We start from the raw sequence: 22906 nt of genomic DNA, 5'->3' as shown, positions 1-22906 counted from the left end.
CGTCACTCGTGCGCCGATGCGCGAACGAGTGATGCTCGAACCGCGCCTCTCAACGCATTGCAGATCATCAACTCATCCGCGTTCAACACGTCTTCGAGCGTCAGCACGCGCTCTTCCACATCGAATGCCGGATCGTCGATCAGCACCGCACGCATCACACCCGGCAGCACGCCGCACGCGAGCGGCGGCGTCGCCCACTTCCCTGCACGCTTCACGAACACGTTCGAGCGTCCGCCTTCCGTCAGCTCGCCGCGCTCGTTGAAAAACAGCATGTCGAAACAGCCGAGCGCGTCGGCCGCCTGCCATGCACGATCGTATTCGGCGCGGCGCGTCGTCTTGTGCAATAGCAGTGCGTCGTCCGAACGCATCGGCGCAAAGCCGTGCTCCGATGCGAGCAGCACGCCGACCGGCCCTGCCGGCAGCGGTTTCAACGACGCGGCGACAATCTCGAATGTCCCATCCTTCGCAAGCGACAGCTTCATCCGGTATGGACCGTCGCCTTCGAGCGACGCGCAATCTGCGGCGATCCGTTCGCGGCACGCGGCTTCGTCGAAACGAAAGCCGAACGCGTCCGCGCTGCGCTGCAGCCGCGCAAGATGCAGGTCGAGATGGCGGATGCCGCCCGCACGCGTCGCGCAGGTCGTTTCGAACAGCTGGAAGCCGGGATCGGCATGGGTCAGGAATTGCGCTTTCAATTCGCACTCCGCATATTCGTCGGCGGCGACGCTGTCGAGCACGATCCCCGCGCCGACACCCATCGTGCCGGTACGCCAGCCGCCTACGCCGGCCGCGCCTACGTCGGCCACCCCGAGCGTCAACGTGCGGATCGCCACCGACAGGCAGAAATCGCCGCAGCCCGCCGCGGGTTCGTGCGGCGCGTCGAGCCAGCCGATCGCCCCCGTATAGAGGCCGCGCGGCGTCGACTCGATCGCGTCGATCAGCTGCATCGTCTTGTGTTTCGGCGCACCGGTGATCGAGCCGCACGGAAACAGCGCGCGCAGCACGTCGGCGAACGTCGTGCCGTCGCGCCATCCGGCGTCGACGGTCGACGTCATCTGCCACACCGACGCATACGGCTCGACCGAGAACAACGCCGGCACCTTGACCGTCCCCGTGCGCGCGATCCGCGACAGATCGTTGCGCAGCAGGTCGACGATCATCACGTTCTCGGCGCGGTTCTTCGGGTCGTTCGCGAGGAATGCCGCGGCTTGCGCGTCGCGCTGCGGATCGTCCGAACGCGGCGCGGTGCCCTTCATCGGCCGCGCGCGCAGCGCCTCGCCGTGCCGCTCGACGAACAGCTCCGGCGAGCAGGACACGACCCACGCGCCGTCCGGCAGCGCGATCAGCGCGCCATAACGCACCGGCTGGCGCGCGCGCAGGCGCCGGTACAGAGCGAGCGGCGCGCCGAACGCATCGAAATGCAGCCGGTACGTGTAATTGACCTGATACGAGTCGCCCGCGAGCAGCGCGTCATGCACCGCGGCGATCGCCGCATCGAACGCGTCGCGCGTCACGCTCTTCGTCACGTGCGCGACGCCCGCGATCGACGGCGACGCCGCGCCGCCGTCGCGTTGCGCGAGCCACGCATCGACCTCGTCGCGCGACAGGCGCTCGCAGCGCGCAAACAGCAAAAAGCGCAGCGGGGCCTCGCCCGGCTGCGCCCATTGCAGGTTGCGTCCGAATTCGTAATCGCCGACCACGACCGCGTGCAGCCCGTCGCGCAGATCCTGCGCAAGCGCCGCATCGATCGCGTCGAGCTGCGCGGGATCGGCGCACACCCGCTCGCGCACGAAACCCGTATACAAGCGACTCGACCGCGCGGTCGCGGTCGAGTCGCAATCGTCCAAGAGCGCGAACGACGCGCTCTCGCTGCCTTCAGTCATGCCGTTACTCGAAGAAGCTCTTCACCCGGTCGAACCAGCTCTTGCTCTGCGGGCTGTGACGCGCGCCGCCTTCGGCCAGCGATTTCTCGAACTGCTTGAGCAGATCGCGCTGCTGGTCGGTCAGCTTCACCGGCGTCTCGACCTGCACGTGCACGTACAGATCGCCCGCGATGCTCGCGCGCAGCCCCTTGATGCCCTTGCCGCGCAGGCGGAACGTCTTCCCCGACTGCGTGCCTTCCGGCACCGGGAACGTCGCGCGGCCGGCCAGCGTCGGCACCTCGATCTCGCCGCCGAGCGCAGCGGTCGTGAACGGGATCGGCATCTGGCAATGCAGGTCGTCGCCGTCGCGCTCGAACACCGAGTGCGGCTTGATGTGGATCTCGACGTACAGGTCGCCCGGCGGCCCGCCGTTGATGCCCGGCTCGCCGTTGCCGGCCGAGCGGATCCGCATGCCGTCGTCGATCCCCGCCGGGATCTTCACTTCGAGCGTCTTGGTTTCCTTCACCTTGCCCGACCCGTGGCAATGCGCGCACGGCTCGGGAATGTAGGTGCCGCTGCCGTGGCACTTCGGGCAGGTCTGCTGGATGCTGAAGAAACCCTGCGACATCCGCACCGTGCCCTGGCCGTGACAGGTCGGGCAGGTTTCGGGCTTGGTGCCCGGCTTCGCGCCCGAACCATGGCAGATCTCGCACGACACCCAGCTCGGCACGCGGATCTGCGTGTCGTAGCCGTGCGCGGCCTGCTCGAGCGTGATTTCCATGCTGTAGCGCAGGTCCGCGCCGCGATACACCTGCGGACCGCCCCGACCGCCGCGGCCACCCGCCGCCGCCTGGCCGAAGATGTCGCCGAAGATGTCGCCGAACGCGTCGGCAAAGCCGCCGAAGCCCTGTGCGCCCGCACCGCCCATGTTCGGATCGACGCCCGCGTGGCCGTACTGGTCGTACGCGGCCCGCTTCTGGCTGTCCGACAGCATTTCGTAGGCTTCCTTCGCCTCCTTGAAATGCTCTTCCGCATCCTTGCTGTCCGGATTGCGGTCAGGGTGATACTTCATCGCAAGCTTGCGATATGCCTTCTTGATTTCGTCGTCGCTCGCATTCTTCGCGACGCCCAGAACCTCGTAGTAATCCCGTTTCGCCATATCGATTCACTGCCGCTACGCCTGATGCACGCAACGGCTCCTTTCGCCTGCAGTAAAGTCTCGCGACTCGTCTGGCGTTGCGGCGCGCCGTCCGGGGACGGCGTCGCGCAGCGCCCGCCAAAAAACAAATGTGCCCGGAGGGCCGCGAAGCCCGCCAGGCGTAGAGTCGATCCGGCCATCCGGAAGGAAAGACAGACCGCTTGTCAGCCGCGCCGCGCGCGATTCGCGCGCGGCTTGCGGTGCTGTTGCAACCCGGCTCAGTCCTTCTTCACTTCCTTGAACTCGGCGTCGACGACGTCGTCCGCAGCCTGCTGCGCGCCGCCCGCGTGGGCCGCACCTTCCGCTGCGCCCGCCGCACCGGCCGCGCCTGCCTGCTGGGCCTGCATGTCGGCATACATCTTCTCGCCGAGCTTCTGCGAGGCCGTCGCCACGACTTCGACCTTCGCATCGATCGCGGCCTTGTCGCTCGCGGTGTTCTTCAGAACTTCCTCGAGTTCCTTCAGCGCGGCCTCGATCTTCTCCTTCTCGCCCGCGTCCAGCTTGTCGCCGTACTCGGTCAGCGCCTTCTTCGTGCTGTGGACGAGCGCGTCGCCCTGGTTGCGCGAATCGGCCAGCTCACGCAGCTTGTGATCTTCCGCCGCGTTCGCTTCCGCGTCCTTGATCATCTGGTCGATCTCGGCTTCGGACAGGCCCGAGTTCGCCTTGATCGTGATCTTGTTTTCCTTGCCGGTCGCCTTGTCCTTCGCGCCGACGTGCAGGATGCCGTTCGCGTCGATGTCGAAGGTCACTTCGATCTGCGGCACGCCGCGCGGTGCGGGCGGGATGCCTTCCAGGTTGAACTCGCCCAGCAGCTTGTTGCCGGCCGCCATTTCGCGCTCGCCCTGGAACACCTTGATCGTCACGGCGCCCTGGTTGTCGTCCGCCGTCGAATACACCTGCGCGTGCTTCGTCGGGATCGTCGTGTTCTTGTTGATCATCTTCGTCATCACGCCGCCGAGCGTCTCGATGCCGAGCGACAGCGGGGTCACGTCGAGCAGCAGCACGTCCTTGCGGTCGCCCGACAGGACCTGGCCCTGGATCGCCGCGCCGACCGCGACGGCTTCGTCCGGGTTCACGTCACGGCGCGGATCCTTGCCGAAGAACTCCTTCACCTTCTCCAGCACCTTCGGCATGCGGGTCTGGCCGCCGACCAGGATCACGTCGTCGATGTCCGACACCTTGACGCCCGCGTCCTTGATCGCGATGCGGCACGGCTCGATCGTGCGCTCGACCAGATCCTCGACCAGCGCTTCCAGCTTCGCGCGGGTGATCTTCAGGTTCAAGTGCTTCGGACCCGAGGCGTCGGCCGTGATGTACGGCAGGTTGATTTCGGTCTGCTGGCTCGACGACAGCTCGATCTTCGCCTTTTCAGCGGCTTCCTTCAGGCGTTGCAGCGCGAGCACGTCCTTCGACAGGTCGACGCCCTGCTCCTTCTTGAACTCGCCGATGATGTAGTCGATGATGCGCTGGTCGAAGTCCTCGCCGCCGAGGAACGTGTCGCCGTTGGTCGACAGCACTTCGAACTGCATTTCACCGTCGACGTCCGCGATCTCGATGATCGACACGTCGAACGTGCCGCCGCCGAGGTCATACACGGCGATCTTGCGGTCGCCCTTCTCGACCTTGTCGAGGCCGAATGCGAGCGCGGCTGCCGTCGGCTCGTTGATGATCCGCTTGACTTCGAGGCCCGCGATGCGGCCCGCGTCCTTGGTCGCCTGGCGCTGGCTGTCGTTGAAGTACGCCGGCACCGTGATCACGGCTTCCGTGACCGGCTCGCCGAGGTAGTCTTCAGCCGTCTTCTTCATCTTGCGCAGCACTTCAGCCGACACTTGCGGCGGCGCCAGCTTCTCGCCGTGCGCTTCGACCCATGCGTCGCCGTTGTCCGCCTTGACGATCGCGTACGGCATCAGGCCGATGTCCTTCTGGACTTCCTTCTCTTCGAAGCGGCGGCCGATCAGGCGCTTGACCGCGAACAGCGTGTTCTTCGGGTTCGTCACCGACTGACGCTTGGCCGGCGCGCCGACGAGCACTTCGTTGTCGTCCATGTAGGCGATGATCGACGGCGTGGTGCGCGCGCCTTCCGAGTTCTCGATGACCTTGACCTGGTTGCCTTCCATGATGGCGACGCACGAGTTCGTGGTGCCGAGGTCAATACCGATGATCTTTCCCATTTTTCCTAATCTCCAGAAATCCTTGATTGCTGCGCGAAAACCTGCTCTTTCTGGCCGTTTCGCGCGCCGAATTCAACTCTGCTCCCGAAATAAGTCCGCTCGCGCCGTTTTCAAGACCCGACAAGCGATGCGGCTATTAAATTTTTTCAATCGCCGGACCGTGCCGGGTTGCCGGCTACCGGAGCGCCCGCCGCCACGATCTTCGCCCGCGCTGCCGCCACCGCGGCCTGGAACTGCGCGAGACCGTGCCAGCCGGTCGCGCGGCCGAGCCGCCTGCCGCGGTGAAAGAAAAACCACGTCGGCACGCCGTGCAGCCCGAAGCGCCGACCGAGGTCGCGGTGTTCGTAGACGTTGCTGTGGAACCACTTCAGGCCCAGCGCGCGGATGGCGTCCGGCTGCGCGAGCATCGCCTTCTTCGCGATTTCGCAGTTGAAGCAGTCGACGCCCCAGAAGAACACCACGGCGAGCGTGTCGCCCGCGCCCGCGAGACCGGCGTCGAACGTGTCGGCAGACAACGCCTGCATGTCGAACGCGGCGAACGCGGCCGGATCGACGCCGGCGGGCACCATCGCCGCAGCCTTACTTCGGTTGCGCGACCGTGACGAGCGCCGGGCGCAGCACGCGGTCGGCGATCGTATAGCCCTTCTGCAGCACGGCGACGACGGTGTTCGGCTCCTGCTCGGCCGGCACCATCGAGATCGCCTGGTGCTGGTGCGGATCGAACTTCTCGCCGACCGGGTTGATCGCAACGACGCGGCCCTTCTCGAGCGCGTTCGTCAGCTGGCGCAGCGTCAGTTCGACACCCTCGCGCACCTTCGCGAGGTCGCCCGACGTGTCGCCGACCGCCGCCTCGAGGCTGTCCAGCACCGGCAGCAGGTGCTCCGCAAAGCTCTCGATCGCGAACTTGTGCGCCTTCGCGACGTCGTCCTGTGCGCGGCGGCGCACGTTCTCGGTCTCGGCCTTCGCCCGCAGGAAGCTCTCCTGCAGCTCGGCGACCTTGGCTTGAGCCTCGGCGAGCGCCGCTTCGGCGGCGTCGGCTGCCGGCGCGGCGCCTTGCGCCGCCTGCGCCTCGCTGCCGATGTCTTCGGCCGATTGGGTAGCCGGGTTCTCTTGCGTGTTTTCCATGTCGCTGAAAGTCGATTAGAGGTTGAAGCCAAATCGGCAACCGTCAGACGAATCGTCGACGGCACCGCACATTACTGGTGCAGATAAGGGCGAAAACACCAACTTCAAGAGGGTTATTCGCGCGCATTCGCCAACGTCGCGAATCAACCGCGCCGTCCGCGGCAACCGCCGCCCGAGCGGTCGAAACGACCTGTAACAACGCTTACCCGGCAAGTACTAGCTCGCCTCCGGACGCTGCACTACACTGCACTTCAGGCTTCGGAGAGGCGCGTTTACCCTGCCCGACCGTTGCCCGAACTCCACCAGGCGCCATTTTCACCCGTCTTCTCGAGGGGAGTACCGTGAAACTGACCTTTGCCATATCGGTGGTCGCGCTGGTACTCATTGCTGGCACCACCACCATCTGTCTGTCCGGGGCGGTCACCGACCGCACGACCGAATACGGCAGCGTACAGGCGACGCTGGACCAGATGTTCAGCGCCCACCCGAAAATCTGTCGATGATGCGACGGTCGCGCTTCGTCGGCCGGCCGTGCAGTTCAGCCGCCGGTTCGTGGAACGTGCGGCGCCGCTCCTGTTCGGCGAGCCGCGCGGCGCGCCCGGATTCCGTCTCCGCGTAAAGCGTCTGTGCGACGCTCGCCGGCCCGCGCAGGTCGCACACGCCCAGCACGGCAATGTGCCAGACGATGCCGTCGATCGCAATCTCGACCTCGTCGCCGACGCGCACCTCCTTGGCCGGCTTGACCGGCGCGCCGCCGATCCGCACCCGCCCCTTGTCGACCGCGTCGGCCGCGAGCGAGCGCGTCTTGAAGAACCGGGCGGCCCACAGCCACTTGTCGATGCGCAGCCGCGCGCCCGGCTCGGTGGAGATCTTGTAGTTCATGTCAGCCTCCGCCGGGCCACCCCACGCGTAGATGGACTGGCTTTCGGGGGATGGGGGGGCTGCGCCCCCCCAAGCGAACGAAGTAAGCGTGGGGGTCGTTTCATTTCAGCCTATGGTTTCCGGCTGCGCCGCCTTGACCGGCCAGCCCTGCAGATTCTCGGCGACGATCTCGCCGAGCGCGCCGATCCACGCGTGCGCGCCGTTCAGGCACGGAATGCGGTGGAACGCCTTGCCGCCGCCCGCGATGAATTCGTCGCGCACTTCCATCCCGATCTCCTCGATCGTCTCGAGACAGTCGGCCGTGAAGCCCGGACAGAACACGTCCGCGCGCCGCACGCCTGCTTCGCCGAGCTCGCGCAGCGTCGGCGCGGTGTACGGCTGCAGCCATTCCGCCTTGCCGAAACGCGACTGGAAGGTCACGCGGCATTCGATCGTCGACAGCCCGAGCGTCGTCATCAGCAGCGCGGCCGTCTGCTGGCACTGGTCGTGATAGGGATCGCCGAGGTCGAGCGTGCGCTTCGGCACGCCATGGAAGCTCAGCACCAGCTTGTCGCCCGCCGCGAAATCGGGCCGCCCGTGCTGCGCCCAATACTGCCGCACCTGCTCGGCGAGCGCGTGGATATATGCCGGATGATCGGCGTAATGGCGCACGGTGCGGACTTCCGGCTGGTTGCGCATGCGCGCGAGCGCGTTGAACGCCGCGTCGAAGGCGGTCGCCGTCGTCGACGCCGAGTATTGCGGGTACATCGGCATCAGCAGCACGCGCTCGACGCCCGCGCGCTTGAGCTGCGCGAGCACCTGCGGAATGCTCGGGCTGCCGTAGCGCATCGCGTAGTCGACCAGCACCTGATAGTCGTTCGACGCGAGCAGGTGGCGCACGCCGTCGACCTGGCGCTCGGTATGCACGCGCAGCGGCGAGCCTTCGGGCATCCACACGGCCGCGTATTTCTTCGCGGACGCGCGGCCGCGCAACGGCAGGATCAGCGTGCGCAGCAAGACCTGCCAGACCGCCTGCGGAATTTCGACCACGCGGGGATCGGACAGGAATTCGGCGAGGTAGCGACGAACCGCGCGCGGCGTCGGGGCGTCGGGTGTGCCGAGGTTGATCAGCAGCACCGCGATGCGATGGGCGGCCGCGACGCTCGATGGCGGCTCAAGATCGAAGCGCATAAAAAGTACGTGCTCAGGGCACGAAACCGGACGGCATTCAATTATAGCGGGCCGTCCCGGACGGGGTGACTGGCCGTTCGGCCGATTGCGGCGCGCAGCGCGCCACGGCACGATGGCGGGACCGGTTATTGCTGGCTGAGCGTGAGCGACAGCAGGCGCGCGGTGATGTCCACAATCGGGATCACCCGGTTGTACGCCATGCGGGTCGGGCCGATCACGCCGAGCGTGCCGACGATCTGGCCGTTCACCTCGTAGGGCGCGGTGACGACGCTCATCTCCTCGATCGGCACGAGCGTCGATTCGCCGCCGATGAAGATCTGCACGCCCTGCGCATGGCTCGACACGTCGAGCAACTGCAGCAGGCCGGTCTTCTGGTCGAACACGTCGAACAGCTTGCGCAGCCGCGCCATGTCGGACGACAGGTCGGCAACCTCGAGCAGGTTGCGCTCGCCGGAAATGAGCACGGTGTCTTCCGTATCCGGCACCTCGGTGCTGGCGGTCACGGCCGCGTGCATCAGTGCGGTCATGTCGCCGCGCAGCTGGTCGATCTCGTCGCGCAGGCGGCGGCGCACTTCGTCGAACGACAGGCCGGCGAAATGTGCGTTGATGTAGTTGGACGCCTCGGTCAGCTGCGACGGCGAGTAGTCGCGCGGCGTCGCGAGCATCCGGTTCTGCACGTCGCCTTCGGGGGTGACGATGATGAGCAGGATGCGCTTGTCGGACAGCCGCATGAACTCGATCTGCTTGAACACGTGGCTGCGGCGCGGCGTCAGCACGACGCCCGCGAATTGCGACAGGTTCGACAGCACGCTCGCCGCGGCCGCGACCACCTTCTGCTGCGGCTCGCCGGCCTGCAGCGTGGTCTGGACCTGGCGGGCGACCGCCTCGGCGTCGATCGGCGCCTCGACCGTCAGCATCGTGTCGACGAACAGGCGGTAGCCGCGCGGGGTCGGCACCCGGCCGGCCGACGTGTGCGGGCTCGAGACGAGGCCGAGCTCCTCCAGGTCGGACATCACGTTGCGGATCGTCGCCGGGCTCAGCTCCAGCCCGGAATAACGAGACAACGTGCGCGATCCGACCGGCTGACCGTCGGCGATATACCGTTCGATCAGGGTTTTCAAGAGGGTTCGTGCGCGAGGATCTAGCATGGTAGAAAATTTTAGCGCAACCGCGCGACTGCGGCGAGTGGCCGCGCCCTGCACCAAACAGGCCGGGCGCGGCGCCCGGGGCCGCAAACGGTTCTTTTCGTCAACGAGCTATGGTGTAATGCCGCCATGAAAACCGGTAATCAGTTCCATACTGTCGCGCTCGTCGGCCGGAGCAACACGCCCAGCATCGCCGAGCCGCTTGCCACGCTGGCCGACTGCCTCGCGAAGCAGGGTTTCGAGGTCGTCTTCGAAGCCGACACTGCGCGCGAGTTCGGCATCGCCGGCTACTCGGCGCTCACGCCGGCCGAAATCGGGGCGCGCGCCGACGTGGCGGTCGTGCTCGGCGGCGACGGCACGATGCTCGGCATCGGCCGGCAGCTCGCGCCGTACAAGACGCCGCTGATCGGGATCAACCACGGGCGGCTCGGCTTCGTCACGGACATCGCGGCGGCCGACATGCAGGCGCGCGTCCCTGTGATGCTGTCCGGCAAGTTCGAGCGCGAGGAACGGTCGCTGCTCGAGGCGCGGATCATGCGCAACGGCGAACCGATCTACCACGCGCTCGCGTTCAACGACGTCGTCGTGAACCGCAGCGGCTTCTCCGGGATGGTCGAGCTGCGCGCGTCGGTCGACGGCCGGTACATGTACAACCAGCGCTCGGACGGCCTGATCGTCGCGACGCCGACCGGCTCGACCGCGTACGCGCTGTCGTCGGCCGGGCCGATCCTCCATCCGCAGCTGCAGGGCATCGTGCTCGTGCCGATCGCACCGCATGCGCTGTCGAACCGGCCGATCGTGCTGCCCGACGACACCAAGATCGCGATCCAGATCGTCGGCGGGCGCGACGTCAACGTGAATTTCGACATGCAGTCGTTTACCGCGCTCGAACTGAACGACACGATCGAGGTGCGCCGCTCGAAGCACACCGTGCCGTTCCTGCACCCGATCGGCTACAGCTATTACGCGACGCTGCGCAAGAAGCTGCACTGGAACGAGCACGCATCGAACGAAGACGACGACACGGCGCCCTGACGCCCAACCGCCCGACACCATGCTCCGCCACCTCTCGATCCGCGACTTCGTCATCGTCGCCGCGCTCGATCTCGAATTCGACAGCGGCTTTACCGTTTTCTCCGGCGAAACCGGCGCCGGCAAATCGATCCTGATCGACGCGCTCGCACTGGCGCTCGGCGAACGCGCCGACGCGAGCGTCGTGCGCACCGGCTGCGGCCGCGCCGACATAACCGCCGAATTCACCCAGCACGACCGCGTCGCGCGCTGGCTCGACGAGCACGCGTTCGACGCCGAGGACACTGTGATGCTCCGCCGCGTAATCGACGCGAACGGTCGCTCGCGCGCGTTCATCAACGGCACCAGCGCGACGCTCGCGCAATTGCGCGAAGTCGGCGAAATGCTCGTCGACATCCACGGCCAGCACGCGCACCAGCTGCTGATGCGGCCGGATGCGCAGCGTGAGCTGTTCGACACCCATGCCGGGCTCGTCGCCGACGCCGCGACCGTCGCGCGCGCGTGGCGCGTCTGGCGCGATGCGACCCAGGCGATCGACGCGGCGAAGGCGCACGAGCGCGAACTGCAGCTCGAACGCGAAAAGCTCGCGTGGCAGCTCGCCGAGCTCGACAAGCTCGCGCCGCAGCCCGGCGAATGGGACGAGGTCAGCAACGAACACAAGCGCCTGTCGCATTCGGCGAACCTGATCGACGGCGTGCAGGGCGCGCTCAATGCGCTGTCCGAGGCCGACGACGCGATGCTCGCGCAGCTCGGCGCGATCGTGTCGAAGCTGCGCAGCCTCGCCGACTACGATCCGGCGCTCGGCGATGCGCTCGCGTCGCTCGAGCCGGCCGAAATCCAGCTGCAGGAGGCCGTCTACTCGCTGTCGCACTACGCGCAGCGCCTCGACCTCGACCCGAACCGGCTCGCGCAGGTCGAAACGCGTCTCGACGCTTTGCATTCGGCCGCCCGCAAGTTCCGCCTGCCGCCCGACACGCTGCACGAGGAGCACGCGGCGCGGCGCGCGCAGCTGGCCGCGCTCGACGCCGCCGCCGACCTCGGCGCGCTGCACGCCGCGCAGGCCAAGGCGTGGGACGCTTACCTCGCCGACGCGAAGCGCCTGTCGAAGGCGCGCGCGCAGGCGGCCAAGGCGCTCGGCACGGCCGTGACCGCCGGCATGCAGGAGCTGTCGATGGCAGGCGGCAGCTTCGAGGTGGCGCTCGTGCCGCTCGCCGACGGCGGCCCGCACGGCCTCGAGCAGGTCGAGTTCCGCGTCGCCGGGCACCCGGGCGTGCCGCTGCGGCCGCTCGCGAAGGTCGCGTCGGGCGGTGAGCTCGCGCGGGTCAGCCTCGCGCTCGCAGTCATTGCGAGCGCCGCGAGCCCGACGCCGACGCTGATCTTCGACGAAGTCGATACGGGGATCGGCGGCGGCGTCGCCGAAGTGGTCGGCCGGCTGCTGCACCAGTTGGGCCGCGACCGGCAGGTATTGTGCGTGACCCACCTGCCGCAGGTCGCGGCGCGCGGCGACCAGCACTTCCAGGTCGCCAAGGGCGCCGACGACAACGGCGGCACCGTGTCGACGGTCGTCCCGCTCGACAAGGCGAGCCGCGTCGAGGAAGTCGCGCGGATGCTCGGCGGGCTCGAGATCACGGCAACGACGCGCAAGCACGCGAAGGAAATGCTGGCGGCGTGAACGGTAAAGGGCCCACACACGGGGCCGAACCGGAACGCGGCGCCCACGCGCCATGAAATGACGCCGGACGCCGCGCGTTTCACCGCGAAGCGAAGCGACGCGACGCGCCGGCGCGGTCCGCCCGCGCAGACGCATCGCATCACGGCCGCGGCTGTTAGCCCTTGCACACCGCATGCATGTTCGCGACACCCTTCTCGCGCCATGCCGCCCACTCGCCGCCCGTACCCGGCACGTCGCCGAGCACCCACCAACCGTTGAGCCAGGTCTTGCCGGCATGGCTGACCTCGTGGCACGGCGTTGCGTACGTCTTCTTCGGATCCCATGCGACCGCGCCCTCGCCCGCGGATGCGCGCACGGTCACGCCGTGGGTCGCCTCAGCCTTGCGGCCCAGTGCGTCGGTCACCACCAGCTTGAACGCAAGGCGGCGCTCGTCGCTCGCCTTCGGCGCGGCGAACCTCGCGGCCGCGCCGTTCTGGACGATCGATACGCCGGCCGGCCCGGTCCACGCATACGTCAGCCCCTTGCCCGTCGACGATGCGCCGGACAGCGTGACGGCCGCGCCGCCGTCGACCGACGCCGGCCCGCTGATCGCGGCGCGCGGCGGGGCGACGATCTCCTGCGCCTTCACCTTGACGACGTGGGTCGCCTGCGACGTATAGCCCTTGTCGTTGATCACGGTCAGCGCGAACGCGTAATCGCGGTCCTGCTCGAGCGACGGCGCGACAAAGCGCAATTCCGCGCCGTTCGGCTTCGCGTCGATGCCGGCCGGCGGCGCCCACGCGTAGCGCAATTGCTCGCCGGCCGACGATGCGCCCGACAGCACGACCGCCGCGCCCGCGGCCGCCTGCTGCGGCCCGGTGACCACGGCCTGCGGCAGCAGCAGGCCGTCGTTCTTCACCTCGACCACGGCACCGTCCGGCCCGACCGACTTGACGGTGACGATCTTGCCCGCCAGCGTGTCGTGCAGCGCGTTGCCGGGCATCAGCGGCGCGTCCTTCATGCCCGTCGCGCTGCCGGGTGTCGAATCGACCAGCGTGTTCGTCAGCACATTGCCACCGTATGCGACGGTTCGCACGATCACGCCGTTGACGAACGGATCGTCCGACTTCCAGTCGTCGAAGCCGCGCTGCGGCTGACGGAACTCGAGCCACAGCGTCGAACCGTCGGCGCGCGCGATGCGGTAAGCCTTCGCGCCCGGCGCATCGCCCCATAGCGGCGCGAGCCGGTAGGGGCCGTCGCCCTTGATCTCGGGCACGTCGGCCTCGCCCAGCCAGCCGGCGAACAACTGATAGCTCGCCGGATACAGGCGCCGGCCGCCGCCGCCCATCGTGTCGGACGGATCATCGATCTTGCCGGCGCGGCACGCGCCGCCGACCTCGACCGTGCCGCCCGGCGTCGGGCAGTCGACGAGCGAGCCCGGATGCTTCGCACCGAGGTTGTGACCGAACTCGTGCGACCACATCCAGTAGCCGTGGCCGCTCGCGTTCGACAGGATCCAGTTGCCTGGCGTCGCGGCGAGACCGCCCCAGTTGCAGTTGCTCATTTTCGGCAGGTCGACGAACAGGTAGTTGAACTTGTCCGGGTTCACGCCACGGGCGAGCGCCGCGTTGCGCGCGGCCGCGCGGATCGTGCCCGAATCGCAGGTGGCGGGCCGGTCCCCGAGATTGACGCTGTCGAGCGTCTGTCCGTGCAGTGTCAGCTTGCCGCGCGACGCAACCTCGAGATAGCGCCGCAGCGACGAATAGTCGTCGCCGTCGCCGAACACCGCCTTGCGCACGACCTCGCTGTCGGCCGGCTTCGAGTCGTTGAAGTGCGTCACCATCACCAGCACGGACTTGTCGCCGAGCAGCGGGCGCTGCGACGGCGCAATCGACGCGGCCGAGTTCCAGACCGACGACGGCTGGCCGCGCACGTTCTGCGTCGCGACGCCGGCTCCGCCGTCGCGCGGGGCCAGCACCTCGGCGGGCCGGCCAGTGTTGGTCCGGTACCGGTTGCCGAACACCACCTGGCCGTCGAGGCCGCGGTCCGCCCGCCAGTCGCGCATCGTCTGGTCGCCTTCGCTGCACACGCCGACCGCCACGCGCCCCATGCCGGTATCGCCCGCGGCCGCGTGCAGGCACATCTTCGTGCCGTGCACGGCGCTCGCGCCGGTGTTGACGATGCGCTGGAAGCCGTCGCGCGGCTCGAAGGTCCAGTCCTGCGCGGCACTGCCGTCGCACGCGGCAAACACCGCCGCGTTGTCGGCCGGCTGCCAGGCCAGGCACTGGCCATCGCCCCGCGACAGGTTCTTGAGTGACGTGGAAGCCGGCTCGGCAGCGCCGGCGGAAGCGGAAAACAATCCAGCGGCGGCCGCAGACAGCGCCGTCGTGGCAAAGGCAAGACGAATCGGATTCAAGATGGTACGGGCTCGTTGAGGGCGCACGGCGCCGGTTGAACGGAAAGCCCGCATTCTTTCGATGCCGGCGATTCCGCTCAAACAATCTCAAACGATTCTCAACACAGCGGGACCGGCCGCCCCCGGCAGTCGCCCCCGCACGCGCCGCCCGTCACGCGCCGCCGAACACCCGCTCCCACAGCGCCGTCACCGCCGCCCGCTCGTCGGCGACCATCGCCGGATCGACCCGCGCCTTCTCCATCCCGTCGAGCCGCAGCTTGTGCTGCAGCTTCCGGTATGTCCGATAGGCCGCGCCGACGCGCTCGGCTTCCGCCTCGCTCATCAGCCCGAAGCGCGCGACCTCGCGCAGCAGCGCGATGTTGCCGGTATTGCGAATCAGCTCCGGATCGCGCGACGCATGCAGCAGCACCCAGTACTGGACGATGAACTCGATGTCCACCATCCCGCCGCGGTCGTGCTTCAGGTCGAACAGCTCGCCGTGGTTCGGATGGCCGGCGAACACCTTGTCGCGCATGTCGACGATTTCCTTCGCGAGCACGGTCGCGTCGCGCGGCATCGTCAGCACCTGCTGGCGGATCGCCTCGAACGCCGCGCCGATCTGCGCATCGCCCGCGCTGTAGCGCGCCCGCGTCAGCGCCTGGTGCTCCCAGACCCACGCGGTGTTCGCCGCATCGCCCTCGCGCAGCTGGTAGCGGCGGAACGCGTCGAGATCGGTGACGAGCAGCCCGGCCTCGCCGTTCGGCCGCAGCCGCAGGTCGATGTCGAACAGCGCGCCCGCGCCGGTCGCCGTCGTCAGCCATGTGATCAGCCGACGCGTGAAGGTCGTGTAGACGTCCGCCGCGCGCTCGTCCGGGTCGTCGTACAGGAAAATCAGGTCGAGATCCGACGCGTAGCCGAGCTCCTTGCCGCCCAGCTTGCCGTACGCGATCACCGCAAACTGCGGCACGTCGCGGTGGCGCTTCGCGAGCTGCGACCAGACGATCTCGATCGTCACGTCGAGCACCGCGTCGGCCAGCTCGGACAGGCGGTCGCTGATGTGCTCGACCGACAGTTGCCCCGCGAGATCGATCAGCAGGATGCGGAACACCTCCGCGTGCTGCGCGTGGCGCAGCAGGTCCATCTGCTGCTCGGGGCCGTCGGCCGCCGCGAGCCGCGCGCGCAGCGCGTTCTTGAACGCGGGCCAGTCGAACGGGCTCGCGATCGCCTCGTCGTCGAGCAGCTCGTCGAGCAGTTGCGGGTGCCGGATCAGGTAGCCGCCGCCCCAGCGCGTCGCGCCAAGCACCGACAGCACGCGATCGAGCGCCGCCGGGTACTCGGTCAGCAGCGCGAGGTAGACGCCGCGCCGGCTGACCGTCTCGAGCAGGTCGAACAGCCGCACGATCGTGTCGTCGCGGTGCGCGGCGTCGATCCGCGGCGCCGCCTCGAGCGCGCGCTGCGCGACGCTGTCGAAGCGCTGGCGGCTCTTTTCCCCCAGGCCCGTGTAGCGCGACGACTGCCAGACCGCGCGCAGGCGCGTCAGCACCGCCTGCGGATCACCGAAGCCGAGGCTTTCCAGACGGGCCGCCAGCGTATCGTCCGCGCCGTCGTCGGCGAGCGCGCCGCTCCAGATCCAGGCCGCCGCGCTGTCGTCGGCGGCCCCGCACGGCCCGCCGTTGACCTTGTCCGCGAAGATCTGGTCGAACTGCGCCTCGACGAACGTCCGGTGGCCGTCCAGCACCGTCATCAGCGCCGCATAGTCGGCCAGGCCGAGCGACGCCGCCAGCGCCGCGCGCTCGTCGGCGTCGACCGGCATCGCGTGGGTCTGCGCGTCGTTGCGGTATTGCAGCCGGTGCTCGAGCGTACGCAGGAACTGGTAAGCGTCGGCGAGCCGCGCCTCGACGTCGTCGCCGATCAGCCCGCGCGCCTGCGCATGGCGCAGCACGGCGAGCGTCGGCCGCACGCGGAACCCCGCGTCCTGGCCCCCGCGGATCAGCTGGAACACCTGCGCGCTGAATTCGATCTCGCGGATCCCGCCGCGCCCGAGCTTGATGTCGTCGGCCTTGTCCGGCCGCATCGACGCGCGGCGCGCTGCCTCCTGGCGGATCTGCTGGTGCAGCGAGCGGATCGCGCCGATCACGCCGAAATCGAGGTAGCGCCGGTAGACGAACGGCTTGACGATCGCGTCGAGCTGCGTGGCGAGCCGCCGGGCCGCATCGCTCTCCCCTTCCGACACGAGCCGGCCCTTGATCCATGCGTAGCGCTCCCACTCGCGCCCCTGCACGTAGAAGTACTCCTCGAGCATCCCGAGGCTGCAGACGAGCGGCCCGGAATCGCCGTTCGGGCGCAGCCGCATGTCGACGCGGAACACGTAGCCGTCGGCCGTTACTTCGGACAGCACGCCGATCAGGCGGCGGCCGAGCCGCGTGAAATATTCCTGCGTCGACAGCGCCGCGCGAGCGCCGCCCGCCGTCTCGCCGTCGTCCTCGTAGACGAAGATCAGGTCGATGTCGGACGACACGTTCAGTTCGCGCCCGCCCAGCTTGCCCATCCCGACCACGCCGAGCACGACGCGCTGGCCGTCCGCGCCGCGCGGCTCGCCGTACAGCGCGTCGAGCTCGGCCGACAGCAGCGCGAGCGCGCGCTGCACGGCCACCTCGGCGAGATCGGTCATCGCGCCCGTGACCTCGGCCACGTCGGCCAGCCCGCGCAGGTCGCGCTCGGCGACCGCGCCGAACACCTCGGCGCGCAGCTGGCGGAGCGCCTTCTTGAACTGGTCCTCGGTGGGCGCGGCCGCCCCGGCGGGCGCCGCGAGCAGCTCGTCGAGCCGCGTTTCGAGCTGCGCGCGGGACACGGGCGCGGCCGCCCACGCGGCGATCCGGCCGGCGAGCGCGGGGCGCGCCGCGACCGCGCGCGCCAGATAGTGGGAATAGGACGTGCTGATCAGGGCTGAAGCGTCGGTCATCGAGATGCGGGCCTTGCGCAAGGATCGGGCGATAAAAAGGAACGTGCACGCGCTGCCGCGCGCGCGGCAGGCGCACGATCGCGCGCCGGGAAGCCCGTGCCGCGCCGCCGCAACGGCCGCCGGCACGGACCCGTGTGATACATTTCAACGTCAGTTCGCAAACTACCACACCGCCGCCCGTCCGCCGCATGTCCGACAGTCAGGAATCCGCCGTAGCAGTGCCCGAAGCGGGACCTCCGAAGCACGATCATCCGGTATTGCGTCGTGTGTTCAAGGTGACGCTGGCAGTCGGGCTCGGCACCTACTTCGTCGCGTCGGGCGCATTCCTCGGGCTGCGCTATGTGCTGCTGCCCCGCATCGACAACTACCGCCCGGACATCGAGCGTTTCGTCTCCGCCAAGCTCCACGCGCAGCTTTCGATCGGCAAGCTTTCCCCCCATTGGTCCGGCATGCAGCCGGGCGTCGAGGTCGCCGGGCTGACGATCCGCGGCCATGACGGCCGGGTCGCGCTGTCGGTGCCGCACGCCACCGCCGCGCTGTCGTGGATGTCGATGTTGCGACTGAAGCCCGCGCTGTCGAGCCTGATCGTCGACCAGCCGGACCTGGTCGTCGAGCGCACCGCGGACGGCGCGCTGTTCATCGCGGGGGTCGGCGTGCCGACCACCCACGGCGGCAACGATACGTTCAGCACCTGGCTCCTCAAGCAGGAGGCGATCGTGCTGCGCGGCGGCACGCTGCGCTGGCGCGACGCGCGGCACGACGCGCCGGAGCTCGCGCTGTCCGGAATCCGGCTCGCGGTGCTCAACGACGGCCGCGTCCACAAGGCGGCGCTGCAGGCGCCCGCGAACGGCACGCTGCTGCGCGGCCCGCTGGATTTCCGCGCGCGCTTCACGCACAAGGCGCTCGGGCCGATCGGCAAGCCGGCGAACTGGACCGGCGACGCGTACCTGTCGACCGGCCCCGTCGACCTGCCGACCCTCGCCCGCTACCTGAACATGCCGTTCACGATGCACGCGGGCCAGATCGACAACGCGATCTGGGCGACCTTCCGCGACGGCCGCCTGCGCTCGGCGGGCGGCAACCTGCGGGGCGCGGACGTCGCGCTGCGCGTGCGGCCGACGCAGCCGCGGCTCGACGTGCCGATCGCCCGCTTCGGCTGGGACATGACGATGGACCCCGGCCACGACTACACGCTGCACCTGTCGCGCTTTCACGCGGAGCTGGGCCAGCCGCCGCTGCCGGACGGCACGCCGCTCGCCCGCTCGCTCGGCATGGCGACGCTCACCGCGCGCTACCGGGTGCCGTCCGCGAGCCAGGGGCAGCTGATCAGCGTGGCCGGCGACCGCGTCGATCTCGGCATCCTCAGCGAATTCATCCGCGGGCTGCCGCTGCCGGCCCACCTGCGCAACGAACTCGTGCGGATCGACCCGCGCGGGATGGTGTCGAACTATCACATCGAGGTCGAGCGCGCGAAGCCGGCAAAGGCCGAGCTCGCCGAAGAAGAGAAGCGCACCGGCGCCGCGCCGGTCGTCCGCTATCGCTTCCTCGGCGACCTGCAAGGCATCAGCTTCGCCGCGCAGGAGCCGCCGCCCGGCCTGTCCGCGCACGGCCATCCGCGCGCCGGCTGGCCCGGGATCGAAAATCTGTGGGGCCGCGTCGACGCGACCGAGGCGGGCGGCGTCGCGCATTTCGACACGGTCAACGCCGCGGTCACGGTGCCCGGCGAGTTCGACGAGCCGCGCCTCACGTTCGACCGGCTGCGCGGCAACGCGAAATGGGTCGTCACGCCGGCGCCGGGCGAGAAGCACGCGCGCGTCGACGTGACGGTGCCCGACCTGCTCGTGTCGAACCCGGACGCCGAGATCGCGGTGTCGGGCAGCTACACGAACCCGGGCCACGGCCGCGGCGCGCTCGACCTGCGCGCCGAGTTCGCACGCGCCGCGGTCGCCCGCATCCCGCGCTACCTGCCGACCGGCATGGCCGAGCACCTGCGCCAGTATCTCGGCCACGCGCTGCAGGCGGGACAGGTCACCAAGGGCGCGTCAATCGTCGCGCGCGGCCCGCTCGAGACCTTCCCGTACGAGCACGACCCGAGCGGCGGCGTGTTCCGCATCGTCGCGCCGTTCACCGGCGGCCAGTTCGAGCCGACGCCGTTCCCGCCGCACAAGCTCGCGAACGGCACGCAGAGCGTATGGCCCGCGCTCACCGGCATCGACGGCGTGTTCGCGCTCGAGCAGAACAAGCTGCGCTTCGACATCGCGCGCGCGTCCTACAAGCAGGTCGCGCTGACGAAGGTCCGCGGCCGGATCGACGACCTCGGCCACCCGCTCACGTCGCCGCTCGTGATCGAAGGCGACGCGCACGGCCCGCTTGCCGACCTGATCGACTATGCGAACAACAGCACGCTCGGGAGCCTGAGCGGCCACGTCGGCGAACGGATCGACGCGCAAGGGCCCGCGACGCTCGCGCTCAAGCTGACGATCCCGCAGCGGATCGCGCACCAGCACACGAACGTCGAAGGCTCGCTCGCGTTCGGCGGCAACACGCTGTCGACCGACGGCGTGCCGCCGCTGTCCGCGCTGCGCGGCAGCGTGCGTTTCACGCAGTCCGGCGCAACGCTCGACAACCTCTCCGCCCGCTTCCTCGGCGGCCCGGTGCGCGCGAACGGCAGCCTGACGTCGCACGGCCCGTACACGGTCGACGTCGACGGCCGGCTCGCGCTCGACGCCGCGCGCGGCCTGAACCTGCACGGCCCCGCGGCCGCACTGCTCGAGCACGTGGTCGGCGACGCGCCGTACCGGATCGCCGTGCGCGGCGCGCCGGGCCGCCTGCCCGACGTCACGGCCCGCTCGGACCTGACGGGCGTCGCGCTGAACTTCCCGGCACCGTTCGCGAAACCCGCGGGCACGCCGATGCCGTTCAGCTTCACGCTGCAGCAGGCGGCGCCGCCGACTGACGCGCGGCGCCTCGAGCGCGCCGACCTGACGCTCGGCCCGATCGCCGCGACCTACGTGCTCGACGCGACGCCCGGCCAGCCGCTGCGCGCGGTGCGCGGCGCGATGGGGATCCACCGGATGCCCGACGTGCCGCAGGAAGGCGTGAGCGCGGCCGTCGACGTCGGCGAGCTGGACGCCGACGCGTGGCTCGCGCTCGCGCACACGCTGCGCGGCCCGCAGCGCGCAGCGGAGCCGCAGGCGGCCGAGCGCATCGATCTCGCGAGCTTCGCGCCGAAGCGCTTCGCGTTCCATTTCGGCACGCTGAAGCTGCTCAAGCGCAACTGGGAAAACGTGATCGTCGGCGCGTCGCACGTCGACGAGCTGTGGCAGGCGAACATCGCGTCGAACCAGGTTTCCGGCTACCTGTCGTGGGCGCCGGGCGGCGGCAACAACGGCGCGGGCGTGCTGAACGCGCGGCTCGCGAAGCTCGTGATTCCGCAAAGCGCCGAGCAGGACCTCGTCGGCCGCGCAATGAACCTGCCGACGCCGGCCGACCGCGCGATCCCGTCGATCGACCTGGTCGTCGACCAGGTCGTCGAGCGCGGCCACGACATCGGCCGGCTGGTCGTCAATGCGCGCAACGTCGAGGAAGACGGCGTGCCGGTCTGGCAGCTCGACAAGCTGGAGCTGTCGAACCCGGCGGCGAAGCTCACCGCGACCGGCAACTGGCGCACGTCGCGCCGGGCGCTCGCGCGCGGCGTCGACGAAGCCGACGCGCCGCGCCGCACGGTGTTCGACTTCAAGCTCGACATCGGCAATGCCGGCGCGCTGCTCGACCGCGTCGGCCTGCCCCGCACCGTCGGGGACGGCCACGGCACGCTGACCGGCAAGGTCGGCTGGCGCGGCGGGCCGACGGCGCTCGACTACCCGTCGCTCAACGGCCATCTCGCGCTCGACCTCGAGCACGGCGAGATCCTGAAGGTCGATCCGGGCGCGGCGAAGCTGCTCGGCGTGCTGAGCCTGCAGAGCCTCGCGCGCTTCCTGACGCTCAATTTCCGCGAGGTCGTCGGCAAGGGGCTGCCGTTCGAGAAGATCACCGGCACCGGGCAGATCACCAACGGCATCGCGCGCACCGACGATTTCGAGATGACGACGTCGCCCGCGAAGGTCACGCTGAAGGGCTCGGTCGACCTCGGCGCGGAAACGCAGGACCTGCGCGCGCACGTCGCGCCGAAGATCGGCGCCGGCACGGCGGCGATCGCGGCCGCGATCATCAACCCGCTGCTCGGCGTCGGCGTGCTGGCCGCGAACTACGCGCTGTCGGAGACGCTGTCGCGCGCGTTCGCGATCGACTACGCGATCAACGGCTCGTGGGCGCATCCGCACATCGAGCGGGTGCGGGGCGATCAGGGTAAGATGAATCACGACGCGGCCGGCACGTCGCCCCCCTGAGCCCACGGGCCGCACCCCATTTATGACGCAACCCATCCCGCGATGACCGACCCCGCCCTTTCCGCCACACCCGTCCGGGTTGCCGCGCTGCAGATGGTGAGCACGCCGGACGTCGCGCGCAATCTCGCCGAGGCGCGCCGCCTGATCGCGGAGGCGGCCGGCGAAGGCGCGCAGCTCGTGCTGCTGCCCGAGTATTTCTGCTTCATGGGGCATCAGGACACCGACAAGCTCGCGCTCGCCGAGACCTACCGCGATGGCCCGATCCAGCAGTTCCTCGCCGACGCCGCGCGCCGCCACGGCATCTGGGTGATCGGCGGCACGCTGCCGCTGAAGGCGCCGGAGGCGAGCCGCGTGCTGAACACGACGCTCGTGTTCGATCCGTCCGGAACCGAGGCGGCCCGCTACGACAAGATCCACCTGTTCAACTTCGAGAAGGGCGCCGAGTCGTTCGACGAGGCGCGCACGATCCGCCCGGGCGACACGGTCGTCACGTTCGACGCGCCGTTCGGCCGCGTCGGGCTGTCGGTCTGTTACGATCTGCGCTTTCCGGAGCTGTACCGCAAGATGGGCGACTGCGCGCTGGTCGTCGTGCCGTCGGCGTTCACCTACACCACCGGCCGCGCGCACTGGGAAACGCTGCTGCGCGCGCGGGCGGTCGAGAACCAGTGCTACGTGCTCGCGGCCGCGCAGGGCGGCAGGCACGAGAGCGGCCGGCGCACCTGGGGCCACAGCATGCTGGTCGACCCATGGGGCGAAATCGTCCGGGTGCGCGACGAAGGCGCGAGCGTCGTGATCGGCACGCTCGACCCGCAACGCATCGCGGACGTGCGCCAAAGCCTGCCCGCGTGGCGGCACCGCGTGCTCGGCTGACGCCGCCCTCACCGGCCTGCCCCCTTGAAACCCCGGCCCGCGCGAACCATCTGCC

Annotated in this window: 15 protein-coding genes; 5 read left to right on the top strand and 10 right to left on the bottom strand. The window is 69.3% G+C overall.

The window, feature by feature from the left end:
* Positions 1-2: 2 nt before the first annotated feature.
* The 5 genes from pabB to grpE form a co-directional block, all read right to left on the bottom strand.
* Positions 3-1883: an aminodeoxychorismate synthase component I gene (gene pabB / locus B7P44_RS03845; RefSeq protein ID WP_084900862.1), complete on the bottom strand. Its 1881-nt coding sequence runs from the start codon at positions 1881-1883 to the stop codon at positions 3-5.
* 4 nt (positions 1884-1887) lie between these two features.
* A complete protein-coding gene (dnaJ, locus tag B7P44_RS03840) occupies positions 1888-3021 on the bottom strand; it encodes a molecular chaperone DnaJ (RefSeq protein ID WP_084900858.1) in 1134 nt (377 codons plus the stop codon).
* Positions 3022-3278: 257 nt separating this feature from the next.
* Entirely contained in the window at positions 3279-5231 is a 1953-nt protein-coding gene (gene dnaK, locus B7P44_RS03835) for a molecular chaperone DnaK (RefSeq protein WP_084900854.1), read from the bottom strand.
* Positions 5232-5377: 146 nt separating this feature from the next.
* Entirely contained in the window at positions 5378-5800 is a 423-nt protein-coding gene (locus tag B7P44_RS03830; RefSeq protein WP_084900850.1) for a thioredoxin family protein, read from the bottom strand.
* Positions 5801-5810: 10 nt separating this feature from the next.
* The gene (gene grpE, locus B7P44_RS03825) at positions 5811-6356 is read right to left on the bottom strand and encodes a nucleotide exchange factor GrpE (RefSeq protein ID WP_084900847.1); all 546 of its coding nucleotides are present in this window, start codon (positions 6354-6356) and stop codon (positions 5811-5813) included.
* A gap of 341 nt (positions 6357-6697) precedes the next feature.
* Between grpE and B7P44_RS37070 the strand changes: the two genes are divergently transcribed.
* Positions 6698-6859: a hypothetical protein gene (locus B7P44_RS37070; RefSeq protein ID WP_167389793.1), complete on the top strand. Its 162-nt coding sequence runs from the start codon at positions 6698-6700 to the stop codon at positions 6857-6859.
* On the opposite strand, the gene B7P44_RS03820 is transcribed toward B7P44_RS37070, so the two are convergent.
* The 3 genes from B7P44_RS03820 to hrcA form a co-directional block, all read right to left on the bottom strand.
* The gene (locus B7P44_RS03820) at positions 6831-7238 is read right to left on the bottom strand and encodes an RNA-binding S4 domain-containing protein (protein ID WP_084900845.1); all 408 of its coding nucleotides are present in this window, start codon (positions 7236-7238) and stop codon (positions 6831-6833) included. The two genes, B7P44_RS37070 and B7P44_RS03820, sit on opposite strands and share 29 nt — an antisense overlap.
* A gap of 105 nt (positions 7239-7343) precedes the next feature.
* Positions 7344-8408, bottom strand: a complete 1065-nt coding sequence (hemH, locus tag B7P44_RS03815) for a ferrochelatase (RefSeq protein WP_084900843.1) — start codon at positions 8406-8408, stop codon at positions 7344-7346.
* Between the two features lie 125 nt (positions 8409-8533).
* Positions 8534-9556, bottom strand: coding sequence for a heat-inducible transcriptional repressor HrcA (hrcA, locus tag B7P44_RS03810; protein ID WP_042583163.1), 1023 nt, complete (start codon positions 9554-9556; stop codon positions 8534-8536).
* Between the two features lie 126 nt (positions 9557-9682).
* Here hrcA and B7P44_RS03805 point away from each other — a divergent pair, with 126 nt between their 5' ends.
* The gene (locus B7P44_RS03805) at positions 9683-10588 is read left to right on the top strand and encodes an NAD kinase (RefSeq protein WP_084900840.1); all 906 of its coding nucleotides are present in this window, start codon (positions 9683-9685) and stop codon (positions 10586-10588) included.
* Between the two features lie 19 nt (positions 10589-10607).
* Positions 10608-12257 carry a DNA repair protein RecN gene (gene recN, locus B7P44_RS03800; protein WP_084900837.1) on the top strand — a complete coding sequence of 550 codons (1650 nt, stop codon included), beginning with the start codon at positions 10608-10610 and terminating at the stop codon, positions 12255-12257.
* 154 nt (positions 12258-12411) lie between these two features.
* On the opposite strand, the gene B7P44_RS03795 is transcribed toward recN, so the two are convergent.
* Both B7P44_RS03795 and glnE read right to left on the bottom strand, forming a co-directional pair.
* Positions 12412-14652 carry a carbohydrate-binding protein gene (locus B7P44_RS03795; protein ID WP_231716647.1) on the bottom strand — a complete coding sequence of 747 codons (2241 nt, stop codon included), beginning with the start codon at positions 14650-14652 and terminating at the stop codon, positions 12412-12414.
* 151 nt (positions 14653-14803) lie between these two features.
* Positions 14804-17593, bottom strand: a complete 2790-nt coding sequence (glnE, locus tag B7P44_RS03790; protein WP_084906382.1) for a bifunctional [glutamate--ammonia ligase]-adenylyl-L-tyrosine phosphorylase/[glutamate--ammonia-ligase] adenylyltransferase — start codon at positions 17591-17593, stop codon at positions 14804-14806.
* Between the two features lie 188 nt (positions 17594-17781).
* Here glnE and B7P44_RS03785 point away from each other — a divergent pair, with 188 nt between their 5' ends.
* Together B7P44_RS03785 and B7P44_RS03780 are read left to right on the top strand one after the other, a co-directional pair.
* Positions 17782-21981, top strand: a complete 4200-nt coding sequence (locus B7P44_RS03785) for a YhdP family phospholipid transporter (protein WP_084900831.1) — start codon at positions 17782-17784, stop codon at positions 21979-21981.
* Positions 21982-22023: 42 nt separating this feature from the next.
* Positions 22024-22851: a carbon-nitrogen hydrolase family protein gene (locus B7P44_RS03780; protein WP_084900828.1), complete on the top strand. Its 828-nt coding sequence runs from the start codon at positions 22024-22026 to the stop codon at positions 22849-22851.
* The last annotated feature ends 55 nt before the right edge of the window (positions 22852-22906 follow it).

Source organism: Burkholderia ubonensis subsp. mesacidophila, assembly GCF_002097715.1.
Classification (GTDB): Bacteria; Pseudomonadota; Gammaproteobacteria; order Burkholderiales; family Burkholderiaceae; genus Burkholderia; species Burkholderia mesacidophila.
Note: the sequence above shows the minus strand (reverse complement) of the source record. Positions and strands in the feature narration are given on the sequence as shown.

Excerpts from the sequence above, each read along its gene's own strand:
- pabB (WP_084900862.1), bottom strand. The coding sequence starts at position 1,883 with ATGACTGAAGGCAGCGAGAGCGCGTCGTTCGCGCTCTTGGACGATTGC.
- dnaJ (WP_084900858.1), bottom strand. The coding sequence starts at position 3,021 with ATGGCGAAACGGGATTACTACGAGGTTCTGGGCGTCGCGAAGAATGCG.
- dnaK (WP_084900854.1), bottom strand. The coding sequence starts at position 5,231 with ATGGGAAAGATCATCGGTATTGACCTCGGCACCACGAACTCGTGCGTC.
- B7P44_RS03830 (WP_084900850.1), bottom strand. The coding sequence starts at position 5,800 with ATGGTGCCCGCCGGCGTCGATCCGGCCGCGTTCGCCGCGTTCGACATG.
- grpE (WP_084900847.1), bottom strand. The coding sequence starts at position 6,356 with ATGGAAAACACGCAAGAGAACCCGGCTACCCAATCGGCCGAAGACATC.
- B7P44_RS03820 (WP_084900845.1), bottom strand. The coding sequence starts at position 7,238 with ATGAACTACAAGATCTCCACCGAGCCGGGCGCGCGGCTGCGCATCGAC.
- hemH (WP_084900843.1), bottom strand. The coding sequence starts at position 8,408 with ATGCGCTTCGATCTTGAGCCGCCATCGAGCGTCGCGGCCGCCCATCGC.
- hrcA (WP_042583163.1), bottom strand. The coding sequence starts at position 9,556 with ATGCTAGATCCTCGCGCACGAACCCTCTTGAAAACCCTGATCGAACGG.
- B7P44_RS03805 (WP_084900840.1), top strand. The coding sequence starts at position 9,683 with ATGAAAACCGGTAATCAGTTCCATACTGTCGCGCTCGTCGGCCGGAGC.
- recN (WP_084900837.1), top strand. The coding sequence starts at position 10,608 with ATGCTCCGCCACCTCTCGATCCGCGACTTCGTCATCGTCGCCGCGCTC.
- glnE (WP_084906382.1), bottom strand. The coding sequence starts at position 17,593 with ATGACCGACGCTTCAGCCCTGATCAGCACGTCCTATTCCCACTATCTG.
- B7P44_RS03785 (WP_084900831.1), top strand. The coding sequence starts at position 17,782 with ATGTCCGACAGTCAGGAATCCGCCGTAGCAGTGCCCGAAGCGGGACCT.
- B7P44_RS03780 (WP_084900828.1), top strand. The coding sequence starts at position 22,024 with ATGACCGACCCCGCCCTTTCCGCCACACCCGTCCGGGTTGCCGCGCTG.